Source organism: Achromobacter deleyi (assembly GCF_013116765.2).
GTDB classification, from domain to species: Bacteria; Pseudomonadota; Gammaproteobacteria; order Burkholderiales; family Burkholderiaceae_B; genus Achromobacter; species Achromobacter deleyi_A.
The window spans coordinates 6,182,704-6,206,438 of the sequence record NZ_CP074375.1; the positions used below are offsets into that span (position 1 = coordinate 6,182,704).

21 protein-coding genes and 1 pseudogene are annotated in these 23,735 nt (G+C 67.4%); 11 read left to right on the plus strand and 11 right to left on the minus strand.

Features of this window, described 5'->3' with window-relative positions:
• Nucleotides 1–32: 32 nt before the first annotated feature.
• Nucleotides 33–800, plus strand: coding sequence for a phosphatase PAP2 family protein (locus HLG70_RS28070; protein ID WP_171667121.1), 768 nt, complete (start codon nucleotides 33–35; stop codon nucleotides 798–800).
• 63 nt (nucleotides 801–863) lie between these two features.
• On the opposite strand, the gene HLG70_RS28075 is transcribed toward HLG70_RS28070, so the two are convergent.
• From HLG70_RS28075 to queA, 9 genes are all read right to left on the minus strand, one after another.
• A complete protein-coding gene (locus HLG70_RS28075; RefSeq protein ID WP_171667120.1) occupies nucleotides 864–1,574 on the minus strand; it encodes an alanyl-tRNA editing protein in 711 nt (236 codons plus the stop codon).
• A gap of 79 nt (nucleotides 1,575–1,653) precedes the next feature.
• On the minus strand, nucleotides 1,654–2,331 hold the full coding sequence (locus tag HLG70_RS28080; RefSeq protein ID WP_171667119.1) for a VOC family protein: 678 nt from the start codon (nucleotides 2,329–2,331) through the stop codon (nucleotides 1,654–1,656).
• A 76-nt stretch (nucleotides 2,332–2,407) separates the two neighbouring features.
• A complete protein-coding gene (locus tag HLG70_RS28085) occupies nucleotides 2,408–2,725 on the minus strand; it encodes a helix-turn-helix domain-containing protein (RefSeq protein ID WP_171667118.1) in 318 nt (105 codons plus the stop codon).
• Complete coding sequence (locus tag HLG70_RS28090; RefSeq protein ID WP_171667117.1) at nucleotides 2,722–3,090, minus strand: type II toxin-antitoxin system RelE/ParE family toxin; 369 nt, start codon at nucleotides 3,088–3,090, stop codon at nucleotides 2,722–2,724. The genes HLG70_RS28085 and HLG70_RS28090 overlap by 4 nt, the downstream gene beginning before the upstream one ends.
• A gap of 186 nt (nucleotides 3,091–3,276) precedes the next feature.
• Nucleotides 3,277–4,212 carry a protein translocase subunit SecF gene (secF, locus tag HLG70_RS28095; RefSeq protein ID WP_171667116.1) on the minus strand — a complete coding sequence of 312 codons (936 nt, stop codon included), beginning with the start codon at nucleotides 4,210–4,212 and terminating at the stop codon, nucleotides 3,277–3,279.
• Between the two features lie 53 nt (nucleotides 4,213–4,265).
• Nucleotides 4,266–6,146: a protein translocase subunit SecD gene (secD, locus tag HLG70_RS28100; RefSeq protein WP_171667115.1), complete on the minus strand. Its 1,881-nt coding sequence runs from the start codon at nucleotides 6,144–6,146 to the stop codon at nucleotides 4,266–4,268.
• Nucleotides 6,147–6,259: 113 nt separating this feature from the next.
• The gene (gene yajC / locus HLG70_RS28105) at nucleotides 6,260–6,604 is read right to left on the minus strand and encodes a preprotein translocase subunit YajC (protein ID WP_171667114.1); all 345 of its coding nucleotides are present in this window, start codon (nucleotides 6,602–6,604) and stop codon (nucleotides 6,260–6,262) included.
• A gap of 255 nt (nucleotides 6,605–6,859) precedes the next feature.
• Nucleotides 6,860–7,996, minus strand: coding sequence for a tRNA guanosine(34) transglycosylase Tgt (tgt, locus tag HLG70_RS28110; protein ID WP_171667113.1), 1,137 nt, complete (start codon nucleotides 7,994–7,996; stop codon nucleotides 6,860–6,862).
• Nucleotides 7,993–9,051 carry a tRNA preQ1(34) S-adenosylmethionine ribosyltransferase-isomerase QueA gene (gene queA / locus HLG70_RS28115; RefSeq protein WP_171667112.1) on the minus strand — a complete coding sequence of 353 codons (1,059 nt, stop codon included), beginning with the start codon at nucleotides 9,049–9,051 and terminating at the stop codon, nucleotides 7,993–7,995. Before queA ends, tgt begins: the two co-directional genes overlap by 4 nt.
• Before the next feature lie 232 nt (nucleotides 9,052–9,283).
• Here queA and HLG70_RS28120 point away from each other — a divergent pair, with 232 nt between their 5' ends.
• The 3 genes from HLG70_RS28120 to upp all read left to right on the plus strand — a co-directional run bounded on the left by HLG70_RS28120 (nucleotide 9,284) and on the right by upp (nucleotide 12,841).
• Nucleotides 9,284–10,441 carry an ABC transporter substrate-binding protein gene (locus HLG70_RS28120; protein ID WP_171667111.1) on the plus strand — a complete coding sequence of 386 codons (1,158 nt, stop codon included), beginning with the start codon at nucleotides 9,284–9,286 and terminating at the stop codon, nucleotides 10,439–10,441.
• Between the two features lie 101 nt (nucleotides 10,442–10,542).
• The gene (gene dacB, locus HLG70_RS28125) at nucleotides 10,543–11,991 is read left to right on the plus strand and encodes a D-alanyl-D-alanine carboxypeptidase/D-alanyl-D-alanine endopeptidase (RefSeq protein WP_171667215.1); all 1,449 of its coding nucleotides are present in this window, start codon (nucleotides 10,543–10,545) and stop codon (nucleotides 11,989–11,991) included.
• A gap of 211 nt (nucleotides 11,992–12,202) precedes the next feature.
• Entirely contained in the window at nucleotides 12,203–12,841 is a 639-nt protein-coding gene (upp, locus tag HLG70_RS28130) for a uracil phosphoribosyltransferase (protein WP_171667110.1), read from the plus strand.
• Nucleotides 12,842–12,850: 9 nt separating this feature from the next.
• Here upp and cysG read toward each other — a convergent pair whose 3' ends face one another.
• Together cysG and HLG70_RS28140 are read right to left on the minus strand one after the other, a co-directional pair.
• Complete coding sequence (cysG, locus tag HLG70_RS28135) at nucleotides 12,851–14,266, minus strand: siroheme synthase CysG (protein WP_171667109.1); 1,416 nt, start codon at nucleotides 14,264–14,266, stop codon at nucleotides 12,851–12,853.
• 124 nt (nucleotides 14,267–14,390) lie between these two features.
• Entirely contained in the window at nucleotides 14,391–14,972 is a 582-nt protein-coding gene (locus HLG70_RS28140; RefSeq protein WP_171667108.1) for an ANTAR domain-containing response regulator, read from the minus strand.
• Between the two features lie 514 nt (nucleotides 14,973–15,486).
• Here HLG70_RS28140 and HLG70_RS28145 point away from each other — a divergent pair.
• The 7 genes and pseudogenes from HLG70_RS28145 (at nucleotide 15,487) to HLG70_RS28175 (ending at nucleotide 23,668) form a co-directional block, all read left to right on the plus strand.
• Complete coding sequence (locus HLG70_RS28145) at nucleotides 15,487–16,737, plus strand: CmpA/NrtA family ABC transporter substrate-binding protein (RefSeq protein WP_419144799.1); 1,251 nt, start codon at nucleotides 15,487–15,489, stop codon at nucleotides 16,735–16,737.
• Between the two features lie 26 nt (nucleotides 16,738–16,763).
• On the plus strand, nucleotides 16,764–17,594 hold the full coding sequence (ntrB, locus tag HLG70_RS28150) for a nitrate ABC transporter permease (RefSeq protein WP_171667106.1): 831 nt from the start codon (nucleotides 16,764–16,766) through the stop codon (nucleotides 17,592–17,594).
• A 4-nt stretch (nucleotides 17,595–17,598) separates the two neighbouring features.
• The gene (locus tag HLG70_RS28155) at nucleotides 17,599–18,474 is read left to right on the plus strand and encodes an ABC transporter ATP-binding protein (protein WP_171667105.1); all 876 of its coding nucleotides are present in this window, start codon (nucleotides 17,599–17,601) and stop codon (nucleotides 18,472–18,474) included.
• Between the two features lie 8 nt (nucleotides 18,475–18,482).
• Nucleotides 18,483–19,700: pseudogene (locus HLG70_RS28160) on the plus strand (NAD(P)/FAD-dependent oxidoreductase); the annotation flags it as partial.
• A gap of 39 nt (nucleotides 19,701–19,739) precedes the next feature.
• The gene (locus HLG70_RS28165; RefSeq protein WP_234103275.1) at nucleotides 19,740–22,427 is read left to right on the plus strand and encodes a nitrate reductase; all 2,688 of its coding nucleotides are present in this window, start codon (nucleotides 19,740–19,742) and stop codon (nucleotides 22,425–22,427) included.
• Between the two features lie 114 nt (nucleotides 22,428–22,541).
• Nucleotides 22,542–23,267, plus strand: a complete 726-nt coding sequence (locus tag HLG70_RS28170; RefSeq protein ID WP_419144800.1) for a hypothetical protein — start codon at nucleotides 22,542–22,544, stop codon at nucleotides 23,265–23,267.
• A gap of 83 nt (nucleotides 23,268–23,350) precedes the next feature.
• Nucleotides 23,351–23,668 carry a DUF883 family protein gene (locus HLG70_RS28175; RefSeq protein WP_057284127.1) on the plus strand — a complete coding sequence of 106 codons (318 nt, stop codon included), beginning with the start codon at nucleotides 23,351–23,353 and terminating at the stop codon, nucleotides 23,666–23,668.
• Nucleotides 23,669–23,735 lie beyond the last annotated feature (67 nt).

Consider the following 23,735-nt stretch of genomic DNA (forward strand, 5'->3'; position numbering starts at 1 on the left):
TAATGGTTCCCCATTTTCCCTGCGCGGTACTGATGAATTCCAATCCCCTGACGCCTCCGCTGGCTGCTCCCGCGGCCACTGCCGCGACTGGCCTGCCGGTGCCGGACGAAGTCCGCAACCCGTTCTCGCGGTCGACGTGGCTGCTGCTGGGCCTGGCTCTCGCCCTGGCGGCCGGCGCCTGCGCGCTGTGGGTGGACCTGCCCCTGGCCATCTGGATCAAAGAATCGGTGTCGGATGGCGTCGACCAGTCCTTCGAATGGGTGGGCGAACTTGGCGAAAGCGGGCGTTACATCGGCGTGGCGCTGGCCTTCTACGTGATCGGCCTGGTCGGGCTGGCGCGCGGCTGGCGCAATCCGGTGCGGATGAGCTATGCCGCCATGGCTCGCGGCAGCCTGCTGATGCTGTCCACCATGGCTGTCGGCGGGCTGATCGTGCTGGTGCTCAAGCGCTCGGTGGCGCGGGCGCGCCCCGAACTGTTCTTCGAAAAGGGCATCTACGGCCTGGGCGAGTCCTTTTCGCGCGTCCAGCAGTTCAATTCCTTTCCTTCGAGCCATACCTATGCGGCGTTCGCCGTGGCCGTCGTGCTCGGCATCCTGGCGCCGCGCTGGCGCTGGGTGTTCCTGCTGCTGGCCGCGCTGGTGGCCGTCAGCCGGCTGGTGAACCTGGACCACTACCTGTCCGACGTGATGACCGCCGCCGGCATCGCCGTGCTCGTCGGGCACGTCCTGGCGCCGCGCGTCTTGTGCAGCAAGTATCAATGGCCGTTGCGCGCGCCGTGGCGCTGGCTGAAAAAGACCTGAGCCTGCAAGCCGGGTACAAGCAGGGCCGCGAAAGCGGCCCTTTTTTTCGCCGGGCCGCCCGCTTCAGGCGAAGGCGACGACCACGCGACGGTTCGTCCGGCTCTTTTTCTCGATCTTGGTGATGACCACCGCACCGATTTCGCCGGTGTTGGCCACATGCGTGCCGCCGCAAGGCTGGCGGTCCACCCCGGGGACCTCGACGATGCGGATCGTGGCGGTGCCGGCCGGGGGCGCGGCGCCCACGGTGCGCACCAGATCCGGCTGCGCCGCCAGCTCCTCCGGCGTGATGCCGGTGATGCCGACGTCGGCGCGGGTATTGATCAGGGCGTTCAGGCGATCCGTCAGGTCGGTTTTCTCGAGCGTGGACTCGGGCAGGTCGAAGTCGATGCGCGCGGAATCCGGGGAGATGCTGCAGCCGGTCACGGGCGCGGGCACCAGGGAGCCCAGCAGATGCAGACAGGTGTGCAGGCGCATCAGCCGGTGGCGGCGCGGCCAGTCGATGGCGACGGTGACGCGGTCGCCGACCTGCGGGACCGCGTCGCCATCCAGGACGTGCAGGATGCGCTGGCGGTCGTCGGCGTAGACCGTGTCCGTCAGCGCCAGGACGCGGCCGTCCGCCAGGGTCAGCGTGCCGCTGTCGCCCGCTTGCCCGCCGCTGCGGGCATAGCAGACGGTTTCGTCCAGTTCGACGCCTTCGGGGTGGACTGCGATGACGGCGGCTTCGCACTGGCCCAGATAGGGCTCGTCGTCGAAGCGCTTGCGGGTGGCGGGCATGGGGTGTCTCCGGATCGGATTGTTGTAAAGGGGCGGGGGCGCGTTGCCGGCGTGGCCGGAGCGGACGCGCCGGACGCGCTCAAGCCAGGGTCTTGAGCCCTTCCGCGGTTTCGATTTGCGCCGTCAGGCGTGGCGGGCCGCCAGCCTGCTCGATGTCGATCAGGGTGTCCGTGCCCATCCAGGCCAGCCCCTGCCGCAGCAGCGCGGCCTGGGGATGGCGGCCGGCCAGCCGCTTGAGGGTCAGCGGCTGACGCGGCAGGCTGACGCCCGGGTAGTCTTCCACGTCCCATTGGATCAGCGTGGGCAGCAGCCCGTCGCCGGCGCTGTGGCCGGCTTCGCGCCAGGCGGGCAGGCTGCCGTCGTCGGGCACGGTCAGCCGCCAGCGCAGGTCGCCGCGCGTCATGGGGACGACGGGCGCGATGCGGTCCGGATGTTCCGCCTGCATGCGCGTCAGGTCCAGGGGCGCCTCGACCCGCGCCGCCCAATGGGCCAGGAAGGGGCCCTGCTCCAGGCGCGCCCGCACGGCGCCATGATCCAGCCCGAACCAGCGCGGGCGGGAAGGCGGGGGCGCGTCCGGATCGATGGCGATCACTTCCAGGTAGACGCCGCCCGCCATGCCCAGCACCCGGTTATGGGTGCCCATGCGTGGATGGGCGCCGCCGCCCTGCGGCGCGATGCCCAGGATGCCGGCGACATATTCCGTGCCGCTGGCCAGGTCCGCCGCGGCGATGACGATGTGGTCGATGGTGAGTTTCATGGTGTGGTCATGGTAACGAATTCGCGCGAACTCGTACCCGTACACTGGATCAAGAGCTGGCGGTACAGTGGCGAAGCTAAGCGCTGACCGTGATGCCGGCAGTGTCGGATTGCCGCGCCTTGCGGACCCGGATTTCCACGCGCTGGTCCAGGGCGACCAGCGCTTGCATCAGTCTTTCCAGGGAAATGTTCAGGAGCTTGTAGCGGCGTATCTGGGATACTTTCGGCTGTGTCATGCCTGTCAGCGCGGCCACGTCGGTCTGTGTCAGGCCCCGGTGGTCGATCAAGTCGTTGAGTTTGATGGCCAGTTGGACTTTTGCGGTCAGTTCGGCGGCGTCTTCGAAACCGAGGTCGTAAAGAACGTTCTTGGTGCCGCTGGTGGTGCTGCGCGTCATGGGGGACTCCTGTTCGGGCGGTAACGAGCCAAAACCCGCTTCAGCCGGCTGGCGATGAGTTCGATGTCTGGCCGGGGGGTGCCAATGCCAGATTTTGACTTCTTCTGGAATGCATGCAGTACATGGATGGCGTCACCTATCCGCAGCGCATACACCGCACGGTAAGTACTGCCTTGCTCGTCTTCGACAAGTTCATAAATGCCCGGTCCCAGTCCCTTCCAGGGTTTGACTGAATCGGGCCAGCGGCCGCACTGGACGGTATGCAGGCTCATGCCCATGCTTTTCTGCACGCGTACAGGGAATGCCTTGAAGTCTTTCCTGGATGAACCTTCCCAATGAAGCGTCTTCGGATCGCCCTTGCTCATGAATATACCTGTTCGGATATATAAATCAACCGGCCTCGCGGCGAAAGCGGTCAAGGTATCCGCATATAGGGCGATGGGGCTATTCGTATGGACCGTAGCCGGAGGCGGCGCCCATGGCTTCCAACCGGCGAACCAAAAGAAAAACCCGTCGCGAGCGACGGGTTTTGCATTGAAGCCATGGAGGGATCAGGCGGCTTCGCCTTCCTCGCCGTCCTTCTTGACCGGCTTGATCAGGTCTTCGCGCTTGACGCCCATCCACATGGCCAGCGCGGCGGCGACGAACACCGACGAGTAGATGCCGAACCAGATGCCGATGGTCAGCGCCATGGCGAAGTAGTGCAGGGTGGGGCCGCCGAAGAACAGCATTGCCAGCACCATCATCTGCGTCGAACCGTGGGTGATGATGGTCCGCGAGATGGTTTGCGTGATGGCGCTGTTGATGACTTCATGCACGTCCGCCTTGCGGTACTTGCGGAAGTTCTCGCGGATCCGGTCCATGATGACCACGGATTCGTTCACGGAGTAGCCCAGCACCGCCAGCACGCCCGCCAGCACCGACAGTGAGAATTCCCACTGGAAGAAGGCGAAGAAGCCCAGGATGATCACCACGTCATGCAGGTTGGCGATCACGCCGGCGACGGCGAACTTCCATTCGAAGCGGAAGCCCAGGTAGACCATGATGCCGATGACCACGACCAGCAGTGCCATCAGGCCGTTGTGCAGCAGTTCCTGGCCCACCTGCGGGCCCACGAACTCGACGCGGCGCAGCTCCACGCCGGAGTCGGCGGTCTTGAGCGCGGCCATGACGGTTTCGCTCTGGGTGGCCGACGTCTGGCCTTCCTGCAGGGGCAGGCGGATCATGACGTCGTGCGAGGTGCCGAAGTTCTGCACCTGGAAGTCGGTGTAGCCCAGCTTGGAGACCACGCCGCGCACGTTTTCAAGCTGCGCCGTCTGGGCGTAGTTGACTTCCATGACCGTGCCGCCGGTGAATTCGATCGACAGGTGGAAGCCGCGCGTGAGGATGAAGAAGACCGCCAGTATGAACGTGACGAGACTGATGATGTTCAGCACCAGCGCATGGCGCATGAACGGGATGGTGCGGTGAATCCGGAAAAATTCCATTTTTCGCCTTCGGTTCTTTTCTGTGGCGGACGGCTTGCGCCGCCCGCCCTATTTCAGTTTGCCTTCGGTTTCCAGACTTCGCCGATGGAGATCGTGGTGAGCTTCTTCTTGCGGCCGTAGTACAGGTTGGCCAGGGCGCGTACGCCCACCACCGACGAGAACATCGAGGTCAGGATGCCCAGGCAGTGAACCACCGCGAAGCCCCGGATCGGGCCCGAGCCGAAGGCCAGCAGCGCCAGGCCCACGATCAGCGTGGTGAGGTTCGAGTCAAGAATGGTGCCCCAGGCGCGTTCGAAACCGTGATGGATGGCTTGCTGTGGCGTGGCTCCCGCCCGCAGTTCTTCCCGTATCCGTTCGTTGATCAGCACGTTCGAGTCGATGGCCATGCCCAGCGTCAGCGCGATGGCCGCGATGCCTGGCAAGGTCAGCGTGGCCTGCAGCATGGACAGCAGCGCCAGCAGCAGCAGGACGTTGAGCGTCAGGCCGATCGTGGAGAACACGCCGAACAGGTGGTAGTACAGGATGATGAACACGGCGATGGCCAGGAAGCCGTACAGCGTCGAATAGAAACCCTTCGAGATGTTGTCGGCGCCCAGGCTCGGGCCGATGGTGCGTTCCTCAATGATGGACATCGGGGCCGCCAGCGCGCCCGCGCGCAGCAGCAGGGCGGTGTCGGCGGCTTCCTCGGAGCTCATGCTGCCCGAGATCTGCACCTGGCCGCCCGCGATTTCGCCGCGGATGACCGGCGCCGTGACCACTTCGCCCTTGCCGTTTTCGAACAGCAGGATGGCCATGCGCTTGTTGATGTTGTCGCGGGTGACGTCGCGGAAGATGCGCGCGCCCTTGGAGTCCAGCGTCAGGTGGACGGCGGCCTGCTGGGTTTGCGAATCGCGGCCGGGCTGGGCGTCCTGCAGGTTCTCGCCGGTCAGGATGACCTGGCGGCGGACCAGGATGGGACGGCCGTCGCGGTCGTTGTAGCGCTCGAGGCCGAAGGGGACGGTGTTGCCCAGCAGCGCGGCTTGCGCGGCGGGGGAGTCGTCGACCATGCGGATTTCCAGCGTGGCGGTGCGGCCCAGCAGTTCCTTGGCCTTGGCCACGTCCTGCACGCCGGGCAACTGCACCACGATGCGGTCCGAACCCTGCTGCTGGATGACCGGTTCGGCCACGCCCAGTTCGTTGATGCGGTTGTGCAGGGTGTTGATGTTCTGCTTCAGCGCGGAATCCTGCACGCGCGTGACGGCGGCCGGGTTCAGCGCGGCCATCAGCAGCTGCTTGCCGTTTTCTTCGCGTTCGGTGAATTCCAGGTCGGGCAGGCGGCCGCGCAGGGTCGAGATGGCGCGGTCGCGGTCGTCGGTGTTGGCGAAGGTGGCGGCGATGCCCATGCCCGAGCGTTCGACGCCGGCCACGTTGACCTTCTGGTCGCGCAGCACCGAGCGCACGTCGGCGGCCAGCGAGTCATAGCGGGCGGTCAGGGCGCCCTGCATGTCGACTTGCAGCAGGAAGTGCACGCCGCCGCGCAAGTCCAGGCCCAGATACATGGGCTTGGGGGCGAACCAGCCCATCGCGCGCATCCACGGAGGCGAGGCGGGCAGCAGGTTCAGCGCCACGGTGTAGTGCGGATCGCCGGGGACGGTGTTGAGGGATTTTTCGATCAGGTCGCGGGCCTGCAGCTGCACATCGGTCGACGGGAAGCGGGCGCGCACGGTGCCGAGCGTGCCATTCAATTCGAAATAGGCCCCTTCGTGGGGAATCTTGGCGTCCGCCAGGATCTGCTCCACGCGGCTCAGCATGGCCGGGTCCACCTTGATGGTGGCCTTGGCGCTGGAAACCTGGACGGCGGGGGATTCGCCGTAGAAATTGGGAAGCGTGTACAGCAGGCCAATAATGACCGCGACCAGGACCGTAATGTACTTCCAGAGGGGATAGCGGTTCATTGCCGGCTACTTCATGTAAAAAGAGATGAAAGGGCCGCCCGGGCGGCGAGCGCGGCGGGCGGCGGTAGGCGCCATCTAGCATAAGAGCCCCCAATGGGGCTCTTGTGGGACGCTTACAGGGCCTTGATGGTTCCCTTGGGCAGCACGGTGGAAACCGAGGACTTCTGCATGATGACTTCGACGGGCTTGTCGGCCAGTTCGGAGACTTCAACCGTGACGTAGCTGTCGTTGACCTTGGTGACCTTGCCGAGCATGCCGCCGGCGGTGACCACTTCGTCGCCCTTGGCCAGGGCGGCGATCAGATTGCGGTGTTCCTTCTGGCGCTTCATCTGCGGACGGATCATCAGGAAGTAGAGGATCACGAACATCAGGATGATGGGCAGCATGCCCATCAACGCATTACCCTCGGTGGCAGCGGCCTGGGCCACGACGAGGCTGGCGGTATCGATAACGGACATTGAATTCTCCTGCGTTTGAGTCTGTTTGGGTTTATAGCTATGTTTTTTATGCGCCCATCCCCGCGCGAGCCATGGATAGGGCAAGCCGACTATTGTATATAGGTTATAGCCAGCCTTTAACTAGGGTGTCTTCCCATGCGCCGGGCGGCTGCCCATCAATCGGCGACCTGCCGGGTCAAATGGGGGCAAAACCCCAGGGGAAAAGGCCCCCCTGCAAAAATAAGCCCCGCGCCACGCGCGCCTGCTGCCCCCCGGCTACTCGATCCCGCGGGCGCGGTCCGCGGCGAACTGGGCGCGCCAGGCGTCAAAACGGCCCTCGGCGATGGCTTCCCGCATTTCCTTCATGATAGTCAGATAGAAATGCAGGTTGTGCAGCGTATTCAGCCGCGCGCCCGTGATTTCGTTGGCGCGCTGCAGGTGGTGCAGGTAGGCTCGCGAGAAATTGCCGCAGGTGTGGCAGCCGCAGCTGGGGTCCAGCGGGCGGGTGTCGTCGCGGTACTTGGCGTTGCGGATCTTGACGTCGCCGAAGCGGGTGAACAGCCAGCCGTTGCGGGCATTGCGGGTGGGCATGACGCAATCGAACATGTCCACGCCGCGGCTCACGCCCTCGACCAGGTCTTCCGGCGTGCCCACGCCCATCAGGTAGCGGGGCGCCTGCGCCGGCAGCTTGGGCGTCACGTGCGCCAGGATGCGCATCATGTCTTCCTTGGGCTCGCCGACCGACAGGCCGCCGATGGCGTAGCCGTGGAAGCCGATGTCCTGCAGCCCGGCCAGGGATTCGTCGCGCAGCGACTCGTACATGCCGCCCTGGACGATGCCGAAGAGGGCGTTGGGGTTTTCCAGGCGGTCGAATTCCTCGCGCGAGCGGCGCGCCCAGCGCAGCGACATACGCATGGATCGGGCGGCTTCCTCGACGGTGGCGGGCCGGCCCTCGATTTCATAGGGGGTGCACTCGTCGAACACCATGACGATGTCGGAATTCAGCGAGCGCTGGATGCGCATGGACTCTTCCGGCGTCAGGAACAGGCGCGCGCCGTCGATCGGGGAGGCGAACTTCACGCCTTCCTCGGTGATCTTGCGCATGCCTTGCAGGCTGAACACCTGGAAACCGCCGGAATCGGTCAGGATGGGCTTGTCCCACTGCATGAAGCCATGCAGCCCGCCGTGCTTTTCCATGATTTCCGTGCCCGGGCGCAGCCACAGGTGGAAGGTGTTGCCCAGCACGATCTGCGAGCCGATTTCCTTCAGCTCGTGCGGCATCATCGCCTTGACGCTGCCGTAGGTGCCCACGGGCATGAAGATGGGGGTCTCGACCACGCCATGGTTCAGCGTGATGCGGCCGCGGCGGGCGCCGCCGTCGGTGGCTAGCAGTTCGAAGTTCAGTCCGGTCATGGGGCAGGGGTTTCGATAAACATGGCGTCGCCATAGCTGAAGAAGCGGTAGCGCTGGGCGACGGCGTGGGCGTAGGCGCGGCGGATCGGCTCGACGCCAGCCAGCGCCGACACCAGCATCAGCAGGGTCGACTGGGGCAGGTGGAAGTTGGTGACCAGGGCGTCCACGACACGGTACTGGTATCCGGGGGTGATGAACAGGCGGGTGTCGCCCTGGGCGGCGGCCAGCGGCAGGCCTGGGGCCGTGCGCCCCTCGGTCTGGGCGGCGGCGGATTCCAGCGCGCGCACGCTGGTGGTGCCGATGGCGATCACGCGGCCGCCCTGGGCGCGGGCGGCGGCGATGGCCTCCACGGTGGCCTGGGGCACCGTGAACCACTCCGCGTGCATGATGTGATCGGCCAGGTTGTCCACGCGCACGGGCTGGAAGGTGCCGGCGCCCACGTGCAGGGTGACGAAGGCGCGCGCCACGCCCAGCTCGGACAGGCGGTCCAGCGTGGGCTGGTCGAAGTGCAGGCCGGCGGTGGGGGCCGCCACCGCGCCGGGCTCGCGGGCGTAGACCGTCTGGTAGCGGTCGTCATCGCCGGCGTCGGCCGCGTGCGTGATGTAGGGCGGCAGCGGGGTGGCGCCGTGCGCGTCCAGCAGTTCCAGCACGGGGCCGGGAAAGCGGATGTCGAAGAGTTCGCCTTCGCGGCCCAGCACGGTGGCCTCGAAGGCGTCGGCCAGGCGCAGCACCATCCCCGCTCCGGGCGACTTGCTGGCGCGCACATGGGCCAGGACGCGGTCGGTTTCGGTGATGCGCTCGACCAGCACCTCGATCTTGCCGCCAGTGATCTTGTGGCCCGCCAGGCGCGCCTTGATGACGCGCGTGTCGTTGAACACCAGCAGGTCGTGGGGCCGCAGCAGCGCGGTCAGATCGGCGAACTGCCGGTCGTGCAGCTGGCTGGCGCCATCCAGGTGCAGCAGGCGGCTGCCCGTGCGCTCGGCCGCGGGCGCCTGCGCGATGAGCTCGGGCGGCAGGTCGTAATTGAAATCGGAAACGGTGAAGGACTGGGTCACGCGGGTATCTGGATCAGAGGGATCGGGCCCTGCAAAGGCAAGCCAGGCCGGTCGGGCGGGCTCGGGGCAACCGGCTATTGTAAAGGGGACAGTTAATAGGGGCGGAACGAGGGGTTCCCCGCTCCATCGTTTTTCCCGCCGCAAGGCGCGGTTTCCGCCGTATAACCGTGTTCTAAGCCGTAGCGGATCGGCGCTATCCATAACGATATCCGCATAGACAAGGAGACTGCGCATGACCCCCCGTTGCTCCCTCACGGCCGCCGCGCTGGCGGGCCTGCTGGCCGTGGCCGCCGCACCCGCGCTGGCCCAGGTGAAGATAGGCGCCACCCTGTCCACGACCGGACCCCAGGCGTCGCTGGGCATACCCGAACGCAACACCATCAGCCTGCTTCCCAGCGAGATCGGCGGGGTGAAGGTCGAATATGTGGTGCTGGACGACGCATCGGACACGACTCGCGCCGTCAGCAATTCCCACAAGCTGATCTCCGAAAACAAGGTGGACCTGATCGTCGGGTCGACCACCACGCCCAACACCATGGCCATGCTGGATACGGTGGCCACGGGCGCCACCCCCGTGATCACCCTGGCGTCCTCGGCCCGGCTGATCGATCCCGTGGACGACAAGCGCCGCTGGATATTCAAGACGCCGCACTCGGATTCGCTGATGGCGGAGGGCATCGCGCGCCACGCCGCCGCCAGCGGCGTGAAGAAACTGGCCTTCATCGGCTTCAATAACGCCCTGGGCGAGACATTCTGGGTAGAGATCGAGAAGGCGGCCAAGAAGCACGGCATCGAGGTGGTCGGCAAGGAGAGCTTCGCGCCCACCGACACGTCCGCCGTGGCCCAGACGCTCAAGCTGGTCGGCGCGGCGCCGGACGCGGTGGTGGTCGGCGCCTCTGGCACGCCCGCCGCGATGCCGGCCCGGGCACTGCGCGAACGCGGCTTCCAGGGCAAGATCTACTTCAACCATGGGGTGGCCAACAACGACTTCCTGCGCGTCTGCGGCACGGCCTGCGAGGGCGCCTGGGTGCCGGTGGGGCCGGTGATGGTGGCGGACCTGTTGCCGGACGACAATCCGGTCAAGGCCACGGCGCAGGCCTTTGCCAGGAAGTACGAGGCCGCCAACGGTCCGGGCAGCGTATCGCTCTTTGCCGCCTACACCTGGGACGTGGGCCTGCTGCTGCAACAGGCGATTCCCATGGCGCTGAAGTCGGCCAAGCCCGGCACGCCGGAATTCCGCGCCGCGCTGCGCGACGCGCTGGAGAGCGTCAAGAACCTGCCCACGGCAACCGGCGTGGTCAGCATGAGCCCGACCGACCACAACGGGCTGGACGAGCGCGCGCTGGTCATGGCCACGGTCGCGTCCGGCAAGTGGCGGCTGCAGAAATAAAAGCGGGCGGACGGCGCCGCGGGGGGCCTTGGGCCGCCCGTAACCGTCCCAGGTTTTGTATGCTCTCGGTTTTGCTGGACGAGCAACCGGGTGGGCATGGCATGACGGGACAAGCGAACAAGCGTGTGGGCGGACTGAAGCGATGGCTGGCCGGCGGACTGCTGGGCCTGGCCGCGGGCGCCGCCTTTGCGCAGGTCCCGGGCTTGCCGCCCAATGTGGTCAACGCCTGGAAGGCGAGCAAGCTGCCCGACAGTTCCCTGTCCCTGGTGGTGCAGGAAGTCGGCGGCCCGCGCCTGGTGGCGCTGAACGCCAAGGAATCCCGCAATCCCGCGTCGGTGATGAAGCTGGTCACGACCTGGGCCGCGCTGTCCGAGCTGGGCCCCAACTATGTCTGGCGCACCGAGTTCATGACGGCGCCGGGCGCCCGGCCCGATGCCAAGGGCGTGCTGAGCGGTCCGCTGTACCTGCGCGCCGGAGGCGACCCCCAATTCCTGCTGCAGGACCTGTGGGCCTTGCTGCGTGAGCTGCGGCTGCGCGGGGTCAAGCAGATCAACGATCTGGTGATCGACCGCAGCATCTTCGGCCAGGTGGCCACGGATCCCGGCGCCTTCGACGGCGCGCCGGATCGGGCCTACAACGCCAGCCCGGATGCCCTGATGGTGGGCTTTGGCGCCTTGCGCCTGCTGTTCACGCCCGATCCCGTCGCCAATAAATGGGTGCCGCTGATCGATCCGCCGCTGCCTGGCCTGAAGATCGAAGGCCGTGTGGAATGGAGCGACGTCCGCTGTCCCGGCCCCCCCGTGGTCACGACCGAGCCCCTCATCACCCAGCAAGGCGTGACCATCCGCGTGAACGGCAAGGTGGCCGGCTCCTGCGGCGAATTCAGCCTGTACCGGCTGGCGCTTTCCCAGCCCGACTACGCCACCGAGGTGTTCCGCATGCTCTGGAAGGAGCTGGGCGGCACGTTCAAGGGGCAGGTCCGTTCCGGCATGGTTCCCCCCGATGCGGTGGTGCTGGCCTCCCATGACTCGCCGACGCTGGCCGAGGCCATCCGCCAGATCAACAAGCGCAGCAATAACGTCATGGCGCGGACCCTGCTCCTGACGCTGGGCGCGGAGCGCGGCCGCCGGCCGTCCACCGTCAGCAGCAGCGAGGCCGTGACCAAGGGACTGCTGGCCAAGCAGGGCCTGGACATGCCGGAACTGGTCATCGACAACGGCGCCGGCCTGTCGCGCGACGCCCGGGTATCCGCGGACAGCCTGGCGTCCATGCTGACCGTGGCCTGGAATTCGCCGGTGATGCCGGAGTACATTTCATCCTTTGCGATCGCCGGGGTGGACGGCACGGTGCGCCGCCGCCTGAAGGGCGACGGCATCCTGGGCATGGCCCACCTGAAGACCGGCTCCTTGCGCGACGTGCGCTCGATCGCCGGCTACGTGCTGGGGGCCAGCGGCAAGCGCTACGTGGTCGTCAGCATCGTCAACCACGAACAGGCCGGCGCCGTCCGCGCCTTCGACGACGCCCTTATCGCCTGGCTCGCCGAACAATGAATGTGCACCTCCACGCTGCGCGCACGTTGTGCGCTTGCTGCCCCCGAAGGCGGGGCGGCAATTCTTGCGAAGGGCGCGCACGCGTGGGGCCTTAAACCGATTACGATCCTCAGGTGTGGCTTGCCAGCGGCCGACGCGCCCGCGTCGCGCCGTTCCGGTTCCTCCTGAGGCGAAAACCCCTGTCTACCCCATATTCTGGAGAGTTACGCACATGCCCGTGCACGAAATCCGCCATCCGCTGATCCGCCACAAGCTCGGGATCATGCGTCGCGCCGACCTCAGTACCAAGAGCTTCCGTGAACTGTCGCAGGAAGTGGGCGCGCTGCTTACCTATGAAGCGTCCAAGGATCTGCCGCTGGCTCCCGCCACCGTCGAAGGCTGGTGCGGCCAGGTCCAGGTGGAGAAGATCGCCGGCAAGAAAGTCACCGTGGTGCCGATCCTGCGCGCCGGCATCGGCATGCTGGACGGGGTGCTCAGCCTGATCCCGGGCGCCAAGGTCAGTGTCGTGGGCGTGGCCCGCAACGAAGAGACGCTGGAAGCGCATACCTATCTGGAACGCCTGGTGGGCGAACTGGACCAGCGCCTGGCGCTGATCGTCGACCCGATGCTGGCCACCGGCGGCTCGATGGTTGCGGCCATCGACCTGCTCAAGCGCGCCGGCTGCAAGGAAATCCGTGCGCTGGTGCTGGTTGCCGCCCCGGTAGGCATCGACACCGTGCTGGCCAAGCACCCCGACGTGCATATCTACACGGCGTCCATCGATGACGGCCTGAACGAGCACGGCTACATCATGCCGGGCCTGGGCGACGCCGGCGACCGCATTTTCGGCACGACGCAAAAGGCGGAATAACGCCCGCCGCTACGCGGCCAGCCGCTGCGGCCGGCCGTCCAGGTGCTGGCCAAACCAGTGCAATTGCGGCGCCAGTCCGGCGACCTCGCCCACGATCAGCAGGGCAGGGGACCGGATGGCGTGTGCCTGGGCCAGTTGCGGCAGCTGCTCCAGCGTGCCCGACAGCACGCGCTGTTCGGGCCGGCTGCCGTTTTCGATCAGCGCGAACGGCGTCCCCGGCGACCTGCCGTGGCGCAGCAGCCGCTGGGTCAGCAGGTCAAGCTGGCCCACCCCCATGTAGAACGCCAGGGTCTGCTTTTCGCGGGCGAGCGCGGGCCAGTCCAGGTTGTCCTCGTCTTCGCGGCAATGCGCCGTGACCAGCCGGACTGACTGGGCGTGCTCGCGGTGCGTCAGCGGAATGCCGGCATAGGCCGCACAGGCCAGGGCAGCAGTAATGCCGGGCACCACTTCATAGCGCACGCCATGGGCGCGCAGATATTCCAGTTCTTCGCCGCCGCGGCCGAAAATGAAGGCGTCGCCGCCCTTGAGCCGCACGACCCGGCGGCCGGCGCGGGCATGCTCGACCAGCAGCGCATGAATGCGCGCCTGGGTCGCGTGATGGTTTTCACCGGGCAGCTTGCCCACCGGCACGCGTTCGGCGTCGCGGCGCGCCAGCGACATGACCTCGTCGCTGACCAGCCGGTCATACAGGATCACGTCGGCTTCGTTCAGGGCGCGCAAGGCCTTGAGCGTCAGCAGGCCGGGATCGCCGGGGCCCGCGCCCACCAGCACCACGCTGCCCGCGGCCGGGGCAAGCGGCGCGGCCAGGGCGGCGGCCAGCGCCGCTTCGGCCTGCGCCGGCTGCTGCTGGCGCAAAAAGCCGGCCACCGGGCCGTCCAGCAGCCAGTCATAGAAGCGGCGGCGCGCGCCCAGGTCGGGGTGGCTGGACCGGATGCGCTTGCGGTAGCTGGCCGCCAGGCCGGCCAGCTGGCCCAGCGTGTGGTCGAACAGCGATTCGATGCGTTCGCGGATGCGGCGGGCCAGCACGGGCGCCACGCCCGAGGAGGAAATGGCGACGATGACGGGCGAGCGGTCGACGATGGACGGAACCTGGAACGACGACAGTTCCGGATCGTCCACCACGTTGCTGAAGATGCGGCGGGCCTGTGCGGCGTCGGATACCGCCGCGTTGGTCGCGCGATCGTCGGTGGCGGCCACGACCAGCCAGACGGCTTCCAGCCAGGCGGGGTCGAACAGCCCCTGCAGGTGGCGGATGCGGCCCTCGGCCGCCAGCGTGGCCAGGGCGGGCGTCAGCTCGGGCGCGCCCACGACCACGTCGGCACAGGCCTCCAGCAGGGCGAGCGTCTTGCGTTCGGCGACGGCGCCGCCGCCCACCACCAGTACCAGCCGGTCTTTCAGATCGGCAAAAATCGGGAAAAGCTTCATGAATGCCAGCCTCGGGCGTACCCGGCTCAATGTGGGTCGATCATAGGGACGGGCTTTCATCCCCACAACTTTTGATTTCTTTATTCCATATAGCCATAACTTATTAGGGTGCGAACGAACCGGCCTAGGCGCTGCCCAGCCACTGGCTCATTTCGACGACCTCGCGGGCCACCTCGCCCAAGCGCTTCTGGCTTTGCATGGCCCGCTCGCGCAACAGGCGGTGCGCCTCGTCCTCGGGGATGCCGCGCGCCTTCATCAGAATACCCTTGGCCCTCTCCACCCACTGGCGGTCGGCCAGGCGCAGCTGGGCCTCGCGCAACTCCTCGCGGCGCGACTTTTCCATGGCGAAGCGTTCAATCGCCACCGTCAGCAGCGGCTCGATCCGGGCGGCGGGCACATCGCCCACCACGTAGGCGGCGACGCCGGCGCGCAAAGCGGTACGTATGGTTTCGCGGTTGCCGTTGTCGGTGAACATCACGACCGGGCGATCGCTGTGTTCACTGGCCACACAGACGTTTTCCAAGGTGTCGCGCCCGGGGGCGTCGCTGTCGATCAGCACCACGTCCGGGGCGGCCTGGGCAATGCTGGCGGCCAGGTCCATGCCCGGGGCGACTTCCGCCACGACATGCACGCCGGCCGCGGCAAGCGTCTGCCGCAGCGACGCCGCGCGCCCTTCGCCATCGTTCAGCAGCATGACCTTCAGCATGAGACCCCCCTGATGGTTTCACTGATGCAAGTTCCGTGCCATCGGCGCGGCGCGCGGGGCTCCCGGCCCGCGCACGACGGCGGGGCGCGGGCCGCACACGGATGGTGCACCGCCGCAATCAATTGCGCACCAACTTGGTTCGCGCCCTGTTTTCAGGGGTGGGACGGCAATCCCCGCGAACAGCGCAAAGCCAGCGGCGGCGTGGGTTTCGACTGAATACGGAACGGCGCAATCGCACTTGGCACAGCGTTTGCTTAAGTGAAAACGGGGCGGCCAACGGCGGTCGCCCGACGCAACGCGCCGCAATACGCGGCAAGGGACAACGACGTTCCGCAGCGCCTTCGGATGGATTCCGTGGCGTGCGGGACGTTTTTTTTTGCCAGGCCGCCCCTGGAAAACTCCCCTTCGGGGGCCGCTGGCACGCAAAGCGTGCGCAGCGTGGGGGCTTACTTCTCAGGAGCCATGCATGACGCCAGTGACCCGTAGCCCCTCGACCGACGCCGCTCGCGGCGACATGACCGCCAACGCCGGACGCCGCAAATGGCTGAGCGGAACGGCGCGCGCGGTGGCCGGCGCCAGCCTGCTGTCCCTGGTCGACCCGCTGGTGCGCGCTGGCGCCTGGGCGGCCGGCACCGATGCGCCGGAAAAGACCGAGGTGAAGATCGGCTTCATCCCGCTGACCGACTGCGCCTCGGTCGTGATGGCCTCGGTGCTGGGCATCGACAAGAAGTACGGCGTGACGATCACGCCTTCCAAGGAAGCCTCCTGGGCCGCGGTGCGCGACAAGCTCATGAACGGCGAACTGGACATGGCGCATGTGCTGTATGGCCTGGTCTACGGCGTCCACCTGGGTATCGGCGGGCCGAAGAAGGACATGGCGGTGCTGATGAACCTGAACCAGAACGGCCAGGCGATCACGCTGTCGAACAAGCTGCTGGCTGCGGGCGCGCGCGACGGCGAGTCGCTGGCCAGGCTGATGGCGTCCGACAAGCGCGAATACACCTTTGCGCAGACCTTTCCCACCGGCACGCACGCCATGTGGCTGTACTACTGGCTGGCGACCTACGGCATCAATCCCATGAAGGACGCCAAGGTCATCACCGTGCCGCCGCCACAGATGGTGGCCAACATGCGCGTGGGCAACATGGATGGCTATTGCGTGGGCGAGCCGTGGGGGGCGCGCGCCATCCTCGACAAGATCGGCTTCACCACCGTCACCACCCAAGGCATCTGGGCGGACCACCCTGAAAAGGTGCTGGGCACCAGCGCCGATTTCGTGTCGCGCAACCCGAATACGGCGCGCGCCGTCACCGCCGCGATTCTCGAAGCCGGCAAATGGATCGACGCCTCACCCGAAAACCGCCGCAAGACGGCGGAAACCATCGCCGCCAAGTCCTACGTCAACACGGACGCCAGCGGCATCGTGGACCGCATGCTGGGCCACTACGACGACGGGCTGGGCAAGAAGTGGACGGACGAACACGCCATGCGTTTCTACGCCGACGGCTCCGCCAATTTCCCCTACCTGAGCGACGGCATGTGGTTCCTGACGCAGCACAAGCGCTGGGGGCTCCTGAAGGAGCATCCCGATTACCTGGCGACGGCCAGGCAGATCAACCGCATCGATGTCTACAAGCAGGCCGCGCAAGCCGCCGGCGTGGCGCTTCCCGCCAGCGACATGCGGGCTTCGAAACTGATCGACGGCGTGGTCTGGGACGGCAGCAATCCCGCGGCCTATGCCGATGGTTTCAAGGTCAAGGCCTGAGCGCCGATACGAAAAGGGGACTCGCAATGTCTACCGTAACAAGCATGCGCCGTGGCGACGAGTTCGCCGCACTGTGGCGCGAACGCCTGGAATCCGCGCTCAAGGCGGTGGTGGGGCCGGTGGCCGGATTCGCGCTGCTGGTGCTGGTCTGGCAGGTGGTGGCGATGCGGATACCGGAAATCCCCACGCCCGGCGTCACCTGGCACGCGGCCGTGGAACTGTTTTCCGACCCGTTCTATGACAACGGTCCGAACGACAAGGGCATAGGCTGGAACCTGCTGGCCTCATTGCAGCGCGTGGCGCTGGGCTTTGGCCTGGCGGCGCTGATCGGCATTCCCGTGGGCTTTGCCATCGGCCGCTACGCGGCGGTGCGCGCCATGTTCTCGCCCATCGTCAGCCTGCTGCGTCCGGTCTCGCCGCTGGCCTGGCTGCCGCTGGGGCTGCTGCTGTTCAAGGCGGCCAACCCGGCCGCGATCTGGGCGATTTTCATCTGTTCGATCTGGCCCATGATCATCAACACGGCCGTGGGCGTGTCGCGCGTGCCGCAGGACTATCTGAACGTGGCGCGCGTGCTGAACCTGTCGGAATGGAAGGTCACCACGAAGGTGCTGCTGCCCGCGGTGCTGCCTTACATGCTGACCGGAGTGCGGCTGTCTATCGGCACCGCGTGGCTGGTGATCGTGGCCGCGGAAATGCTGACCGGCGGCACAGGCATCGGATTCTGGCTGTGGGATGAGTGGAACAACATGAAGGTGGAACACATCGTCATCGCCATCTTCGTGATCGGCATCGTGGGGCTGCTGCTGGAAACCCTGCTGGTCGCGCTGGCCCGCCGCTTCACCTACACCGAGGAATAGCGCCATGAAGAAATTCGTACGCATCGAAAGCGTGGGACAGACGTTCAACACCCGCAAGGGCGCCTTCGTGGCGCTGCGCGATATCGACCTGACCGTCGAGCAGGGCGAGTTCATCACGCTGATCGGCCATTCCGGCTGCGGCAAGTCCACCTTGCTGAACCTGATCGCCGGCCTGACCCGGCCGACCAGCGGCGTGCTGCTGTGCGCCGAACGCGAGATCACCGGCCCGGGCCCGGACCGGGCGGTGGTGTTCCAGAATCATTCGCTGCTGCCGTGGCTGAACTGTTTCCAGAACGTGCACCTGGCGGTCGAGCGCGTGTTCGGGGCCAGGGAAAAGCACGCGCAGCTTGCCGAGCGCACGCGCGCGGCGCTGGACCTGGTGGGCCTGTTGCCGGCGCAGAACAAGCTGCCGCGTGAAATCTCCGGCGGCATGAAGCAGCGCGTGGGCATCGCGCGCGCGCTGGCGATCGAACCGGGCGTGCTGCTGATGGACGAACCCTTCGGCGCGCTGGATGCGCTGACCCGCGCGCATCTGCAGGATGAACTGCTGAAGATCGTGGCCAAGACGCGCACGACCACCATCATGGTGACGCACGACGTGGACGAGGCCGTGTTGCTGTCCGACCGCATTGTGATGCTGACCAACGGACCGGCCGCCACCATCGGCGAGATCCTGCCGGTGCCCTTGTCCCGGCCCCGCGACCGCGTGCGGCTGGCCAACGATGCGACCTACCTGGCTTGCCGCGCATCGGTGGTGGACTTCCTGCATCGCCGCCATGGCAACCCGGAGCGCTCGCAGGCCGTGGCGCAGGTCAATGCGGCCATCGTCGCGGACCCCGCCTCGCTGGAGGGGGCGGGCGCCACGCGCGCCGCCGCCTAGAGGCCATCATGGACTCGAAGCAGAAGCTGGTGGTGGTCGGCAACGGCATGGCGGGCATCCGCACGGTCGAGGAGCTGCTGAAGCTGGCGCCGGACCTCTACGACATCACCGTGTTCGGCGCCGAGCCCTACGCCAACTACAACCGCATCCTGCTGTCGCCGGTGCTGACCGGCGAGCAGACCTTGCAGGACATTGTGCTCAACGACGAGGACTGGTATGCCCGCCATGGCATCCGCCTGCTGCTCAACCGCAAGGTGGTGGGCATCGACCGCGCCCGGCGCACCGTACTGGCCGACGACGGCACGCGCATCCCGTATGACCGGCTGCTGCTTGCCACCGGGTCCAACCCCTTCATCCTGCCCGTGCCGGGCCATGAGCTGGAAGGCGTCATCGCCTTTCGCGATATCCGTGACGTGAATCTGATGATCGAGGCGTCCTTGCGCTACCGGCATGCGGTGGTGATCGGCGGCGGCCTGCTGGGCCTGGAGGCCGCCAACGGCCTGGCGGCGCGCGGAATGGATGTGTCGGTCGTGCATCTGGGCGCCACGCTGCTGGACAGGCAGCTGGACGGCGAGGCCGCGGCCCTGCTGCGCCTGAGCCTGGAGTCGCGTGGCCTGAAGTTCCTGCTGCAGCGCCAGACCCGGGAGATCCTGGGCGGGGACGACGGGCGCGTACGCGCGCTGCGCTTCGCGGACGGACACGAGATACCCGCGGACCTCGTGGTGATGGCGGTGGGCGTGCGGCCAAACACGGAGCTGGCCCAAAGCTGCGGCTTGCATGTGGACCGGGGCGTGGTGGTCAGCGACACCTTGCAGACCTACGACCCGCGCATCTACGCGGTGGGCGAATGCGTCAGCCACCGTGGCACGGCCTACGGCCTGGTCGCGCCCTTGTTCGAGCAAGCGAAGGTGGCGGCCAATCATCTGGCGCTGCACGGCATCGGCCGCTACGAAGGCAGCCTCACGTCGACCAAGCTGAAAGTCACCGGCATCGACCTGTTCTCCGCCGGCGATTTCGTGGGCGGCGCGCGGACAGAGACGATCACCCTGGCCGATACGCCGGGCGGCGTCTACAAGAAGCTGGTGATCCGGGGCGACAGGCTGGTGGGCGCCTGCCTGTACGGCGACACGGCGGACAGCGCCTGGTACGTCCGGTTGATCCGCGAGGGCGCGGGCATCGAAGCCTTGCGCGATCGCCTCATGTTCGGCGAAGGCGCGGCGGGTGAATAAGGGATGGACATGCCGTTGACACGCCGGATAGAAATCATGGACGCGGGAGTCCGGGAAGTCGCATCGGTCTGCTGCTATTGCGGCACGGGCTGCGGCGTGCGCGTGCAGGTGCGCGATGGCGCGGTGCTGGGCGTGCGCGGCGATGCGCAGCATCCGGCCAATCACGGAAAGCTCTGCAGCAAGGGCCTGGCCCTGGCCGATACGGTGCGGCGCGACGGCGCGCGCGTGCTGTCGGCGCAATGGCGCGAGGTGCGCGGCCTGCCCCTGCGCGATATCGGGCTGGACCAGGCGCTGGATCTCGCGGCGGACAAGCTGGCCGGCGCGATCGCCGCGTATGGCCCGGACGCCGTGGGGTTCTATCTGTCCGGCCAGTTGCTGACCGAGGACTACGCCGTCTTCAACAAGCTGGCGCGGGCGCTGGCGGGCACCAACAATATCGACACCAATTCCCGGCTGTGCATGTCCAGCGCGGTGTCGGGCTACAAGCGCACGCTGGGCGCCGACGCGCCGCCGGCCTGTTATGAAGACCTGGACCAGGCGGACACGGTGCTGATCGCCGGGTCCAACATGGCCTACGCGCATCCCGTGCTGTTCCGGCGGCTGGAGGCGGCGCGCGCGAGCCGTCCCGCCATGAAGGTGGTCGCGATCGATCCCCGCCGCACGGACACCACCGCCTTCGCGGACCTGCACCTGCCGCTGGCGCCCGGCTCGGACGTGGCGCTGTTCCACGCCATGCTGAACGTGATGCTGCAGGAAGGGCTGGTCGACCACGGCTACATCCAGCGCCACACCGAAGGCTTCGAAGCGGTCCGGGTACGGGTGCAGGCATACACGCCCGCCGCGGCGGAACGGATCTGCCGCGTGCCGGCGCGGGACATCATCCAGGCGGCCCGCTGGTTCGGCCAGGCCGGCGCGGCGCTGTCGCTCTACACGATGGGCCTGAACCAGTCGGCGAGCGGCACCGACAAGAACGCCGCGCTGATCCACCTGCATCTGGCGACCGGGCAGATCGGCCGTCCGGGGGCGGGCCCGTTCTCGCTGACCGGCCAGCCCAACGCCATGGGCGGCCGCGAGGCGGGCGGCATGGCGACCTTGCTGCCGGGCCATCGCGACCCGGCGTCGGCGGCGGACCGCGCCGAGGTGGCGGGGCTGTGGGGCGTGGAGCGCCTGCCCGACACGCCGGGCGCCGCGGCGCTGGACATGTTCGACGCGGTGCTGGAAGGACGCATCAAGGTGCTGTGGATCGCCGCGACCAATCCCGCCCAGTCGCTGCCCGACCAGGCGCGGGTGCGCGCCGCGCTGGAACGCGCCGAGTTCGTGATCGTGCAGGAGGCGTTTTCCGGCACCGAAACGCTGGCCTACGCCGACCTGGTGCTGCCGGCGGCGACCTGGCCGGAGAAGTCCGGCACCGTGACCAATTCCGAACGGCGCATCAGCCGGGTCCGCGCGGCGATCGCGCCGCCCGGCGATGCGCAGCCCGATTGGCGGCTGGCGCAGGCGGTTGCCCGGCGGCTGGCCGACCGCATCGCGCCGTCCAAGGCCGCGCTGTTCGCCTACCGTGACGAAAGCGAGGTTTACGCCGAGCATGCCCGCATGACGGCCGGCCGGGACCTGGACTACAGCGAGCTGGACTACGAAACCCTGCGCTTGCGCGGGCCGCAGCAATGGCCCTATCGCCAGGGCCAGGGGACGGCGCGGCTCTATGCCGATGGCGTGTATCCCACTGCCAGCGGCCGCGCCCGGTTTTGCGACGTGGCATGGCGGCCCACGGCCGAGACCGTGTCCGCGGCGTTTCCCCTGCAACTCACCACCGGACGCCTGCGCGATCACTGGCACACGATGGCGCGCACTTCGCTGGCGCGCGCGCTGACGCAGCACGTCGAAGAGCCCTGGGTGTCGCTGCATCCCGAGGACATGCGCCGGCTGAAGCTGGACGCCGGCGCGCTGGCGCGGCTGCGGTCGCGGCGGGGCAGCGTGGTGCTGCCCGTGCAGGCGGACGATACCGTGCAGCCCGGCCATGCCTTCGTGCCGATGCACTGGGGCAGCGCCTATATGGCGGGCCTGGGCGTGAACGCGCTGACCAATCCCGCCGCCGATCCGGTCTCGCGCCAGCCGGAACTCAAGTTCAGCGCGGTGTCGGCGGAACCCGCCGGCCTGGCATGGCAGGCCGCGGGATGGCTGCAAGGCGATGGCGCCGCGCTGCGCGCACGCCTGGCGCCCTGGCTGCGCCGCTTTGACTACGCCGTCGTGCTGCCGGTCGGGGCGGGCGGGGTGCGGCTCAGGCTGGCGGCTTGCACCGCTCCGGGCGCCGGGCTGCTGGACGAACTTGCGGAGGCGCTGGGACTGCGCCGCGCCGATGTGGCCTTCGACGATCCGTCGCGCGGCTTCATGCGCCGGGTCGCCGGCGGGCAGGGCGGGTTGCGGGCCTTCCTGCTGGCGGGCGACCTGCGGGCGCAGGACGCGTTGCTGGCGTGGGCCGCGGGCGGCGATGCGCCCGCCAGCGTCGCCGCCCTGTTGATGGGCCGCGTCGCGGGGGCGGCGCGGTCGCGCACCGTCTGCGTTTGCAAGGGCGTGAGCGAGGCGGCCATCCTGGGCGGCATAGGCCGGGGCTGCGACCTGGCGGCGCTGAAGGCCACGCTGGGCTGCGGCACCGGTTGCGGCTCGTGCGTGCCGGAAATACAGTCGCTGGTGGCGCGCAGGCCAGCCGCGCAGGCGCTTGCTTAGGGGGCCGCGCCCGACACTTTCGGACATACGCCGGGCGCCGCAACCGGTGTAGTATCAAGCCAGCCGTTCCCCAGTATGGGCGGCGTTTTCTGATTTCTGGAGTGGCTTGTGACGATGCGAAAAATGGCATCCCTTTTTCTTGCGGCGGGCGCGCTGGGCGCGGCCGCGACGGCGCAGGCCGGCGTGTGCGACGCGCAATTCATGCATGATGGCGGCGCGGTGCAACTGACCGGCTCGGGCAACCTGGCGCTGGGCGCCGACCTGACCTTCGCCGAGGTTACAAAAAGCAATGGCGACAACTGCCGCGCGCGCGTGCAGGGCGTGGCCCGCTTCAGCTACGCGGGCCTGCCGCCGGGCAAATCCAAGCTCGATTACCTGATGACGGTCAAGGGCGGCCAGGCCACCTTCCTGCGCTACGCGAGCGCGGGCGAAGCCCCCCAGCCCTCGGAAGGCCAGTTCGACCTGCGCATGCTGGGTCTCTTCGCCTACGACGGCAAGCTCAGCGCGGGCCAGAAGCTGCCCGGCTCGTCGTTCCGCCTGAAGATCGGCAAGGAAGCGCCCGTCGGCGGACAACCCAGCACCACGGTGCGCATCGGCGAGAAGACGGTGGGGAACAAGACCCCGGTGGATACCGCCCTGGGCAAGCAGTCCTGCCACCCGATCACCTACACGCGCAACTCCGATCCCACCATGGCCACCTTCCAGGGCCTGACCATTCCCATCCCCGGCATGAACACGACGGTCACCGATTGGTATTGCCCCGCCGTGAATCTGGTGATGAAGCAGGACATCGATCAAAGCGGCGTCAAATCCGCCGTTGAGATTACGCAGATAAAGTAGCACCCGGTAGCAAGCACGCCATGTTCCCCGCATGGCGGCTGGTATGATGGTTTCGTCATGGACACACAACAGGAGCTCAAGAAATGGCAACGAGAAAATCCGAAGACGTCGCAAAAGAAAAACTCATCGACAGTGTCAAGACCAGCTTGAATGACGCCGAAAGCCTGCTGCGCGAAGCGGCCAGCAGCACCGGCGACAAGGCGAACGAATTGCGCGACCGCGCCATGACGTCGCTCAAGCGCACCCGCGAAGCCTTGTACGAAGCGCAGGACGCCGTGCTTGAGCGTGGCCGCAAGGCTGCCCGCGCGACGGACGACTACGTGCATGACAATCCCTGGCAAGCCATCGGTGTCGCAGGCGTGACCGGCCTGCTGCTCGGCTTGCTGATCAGCCGCCGCTGATAAGGCAGGACGTCCGGGCGGGCGGCGCAGGCGTTTTGCCGCGTCTCCCGCCCGGCGTCCTTTCCGC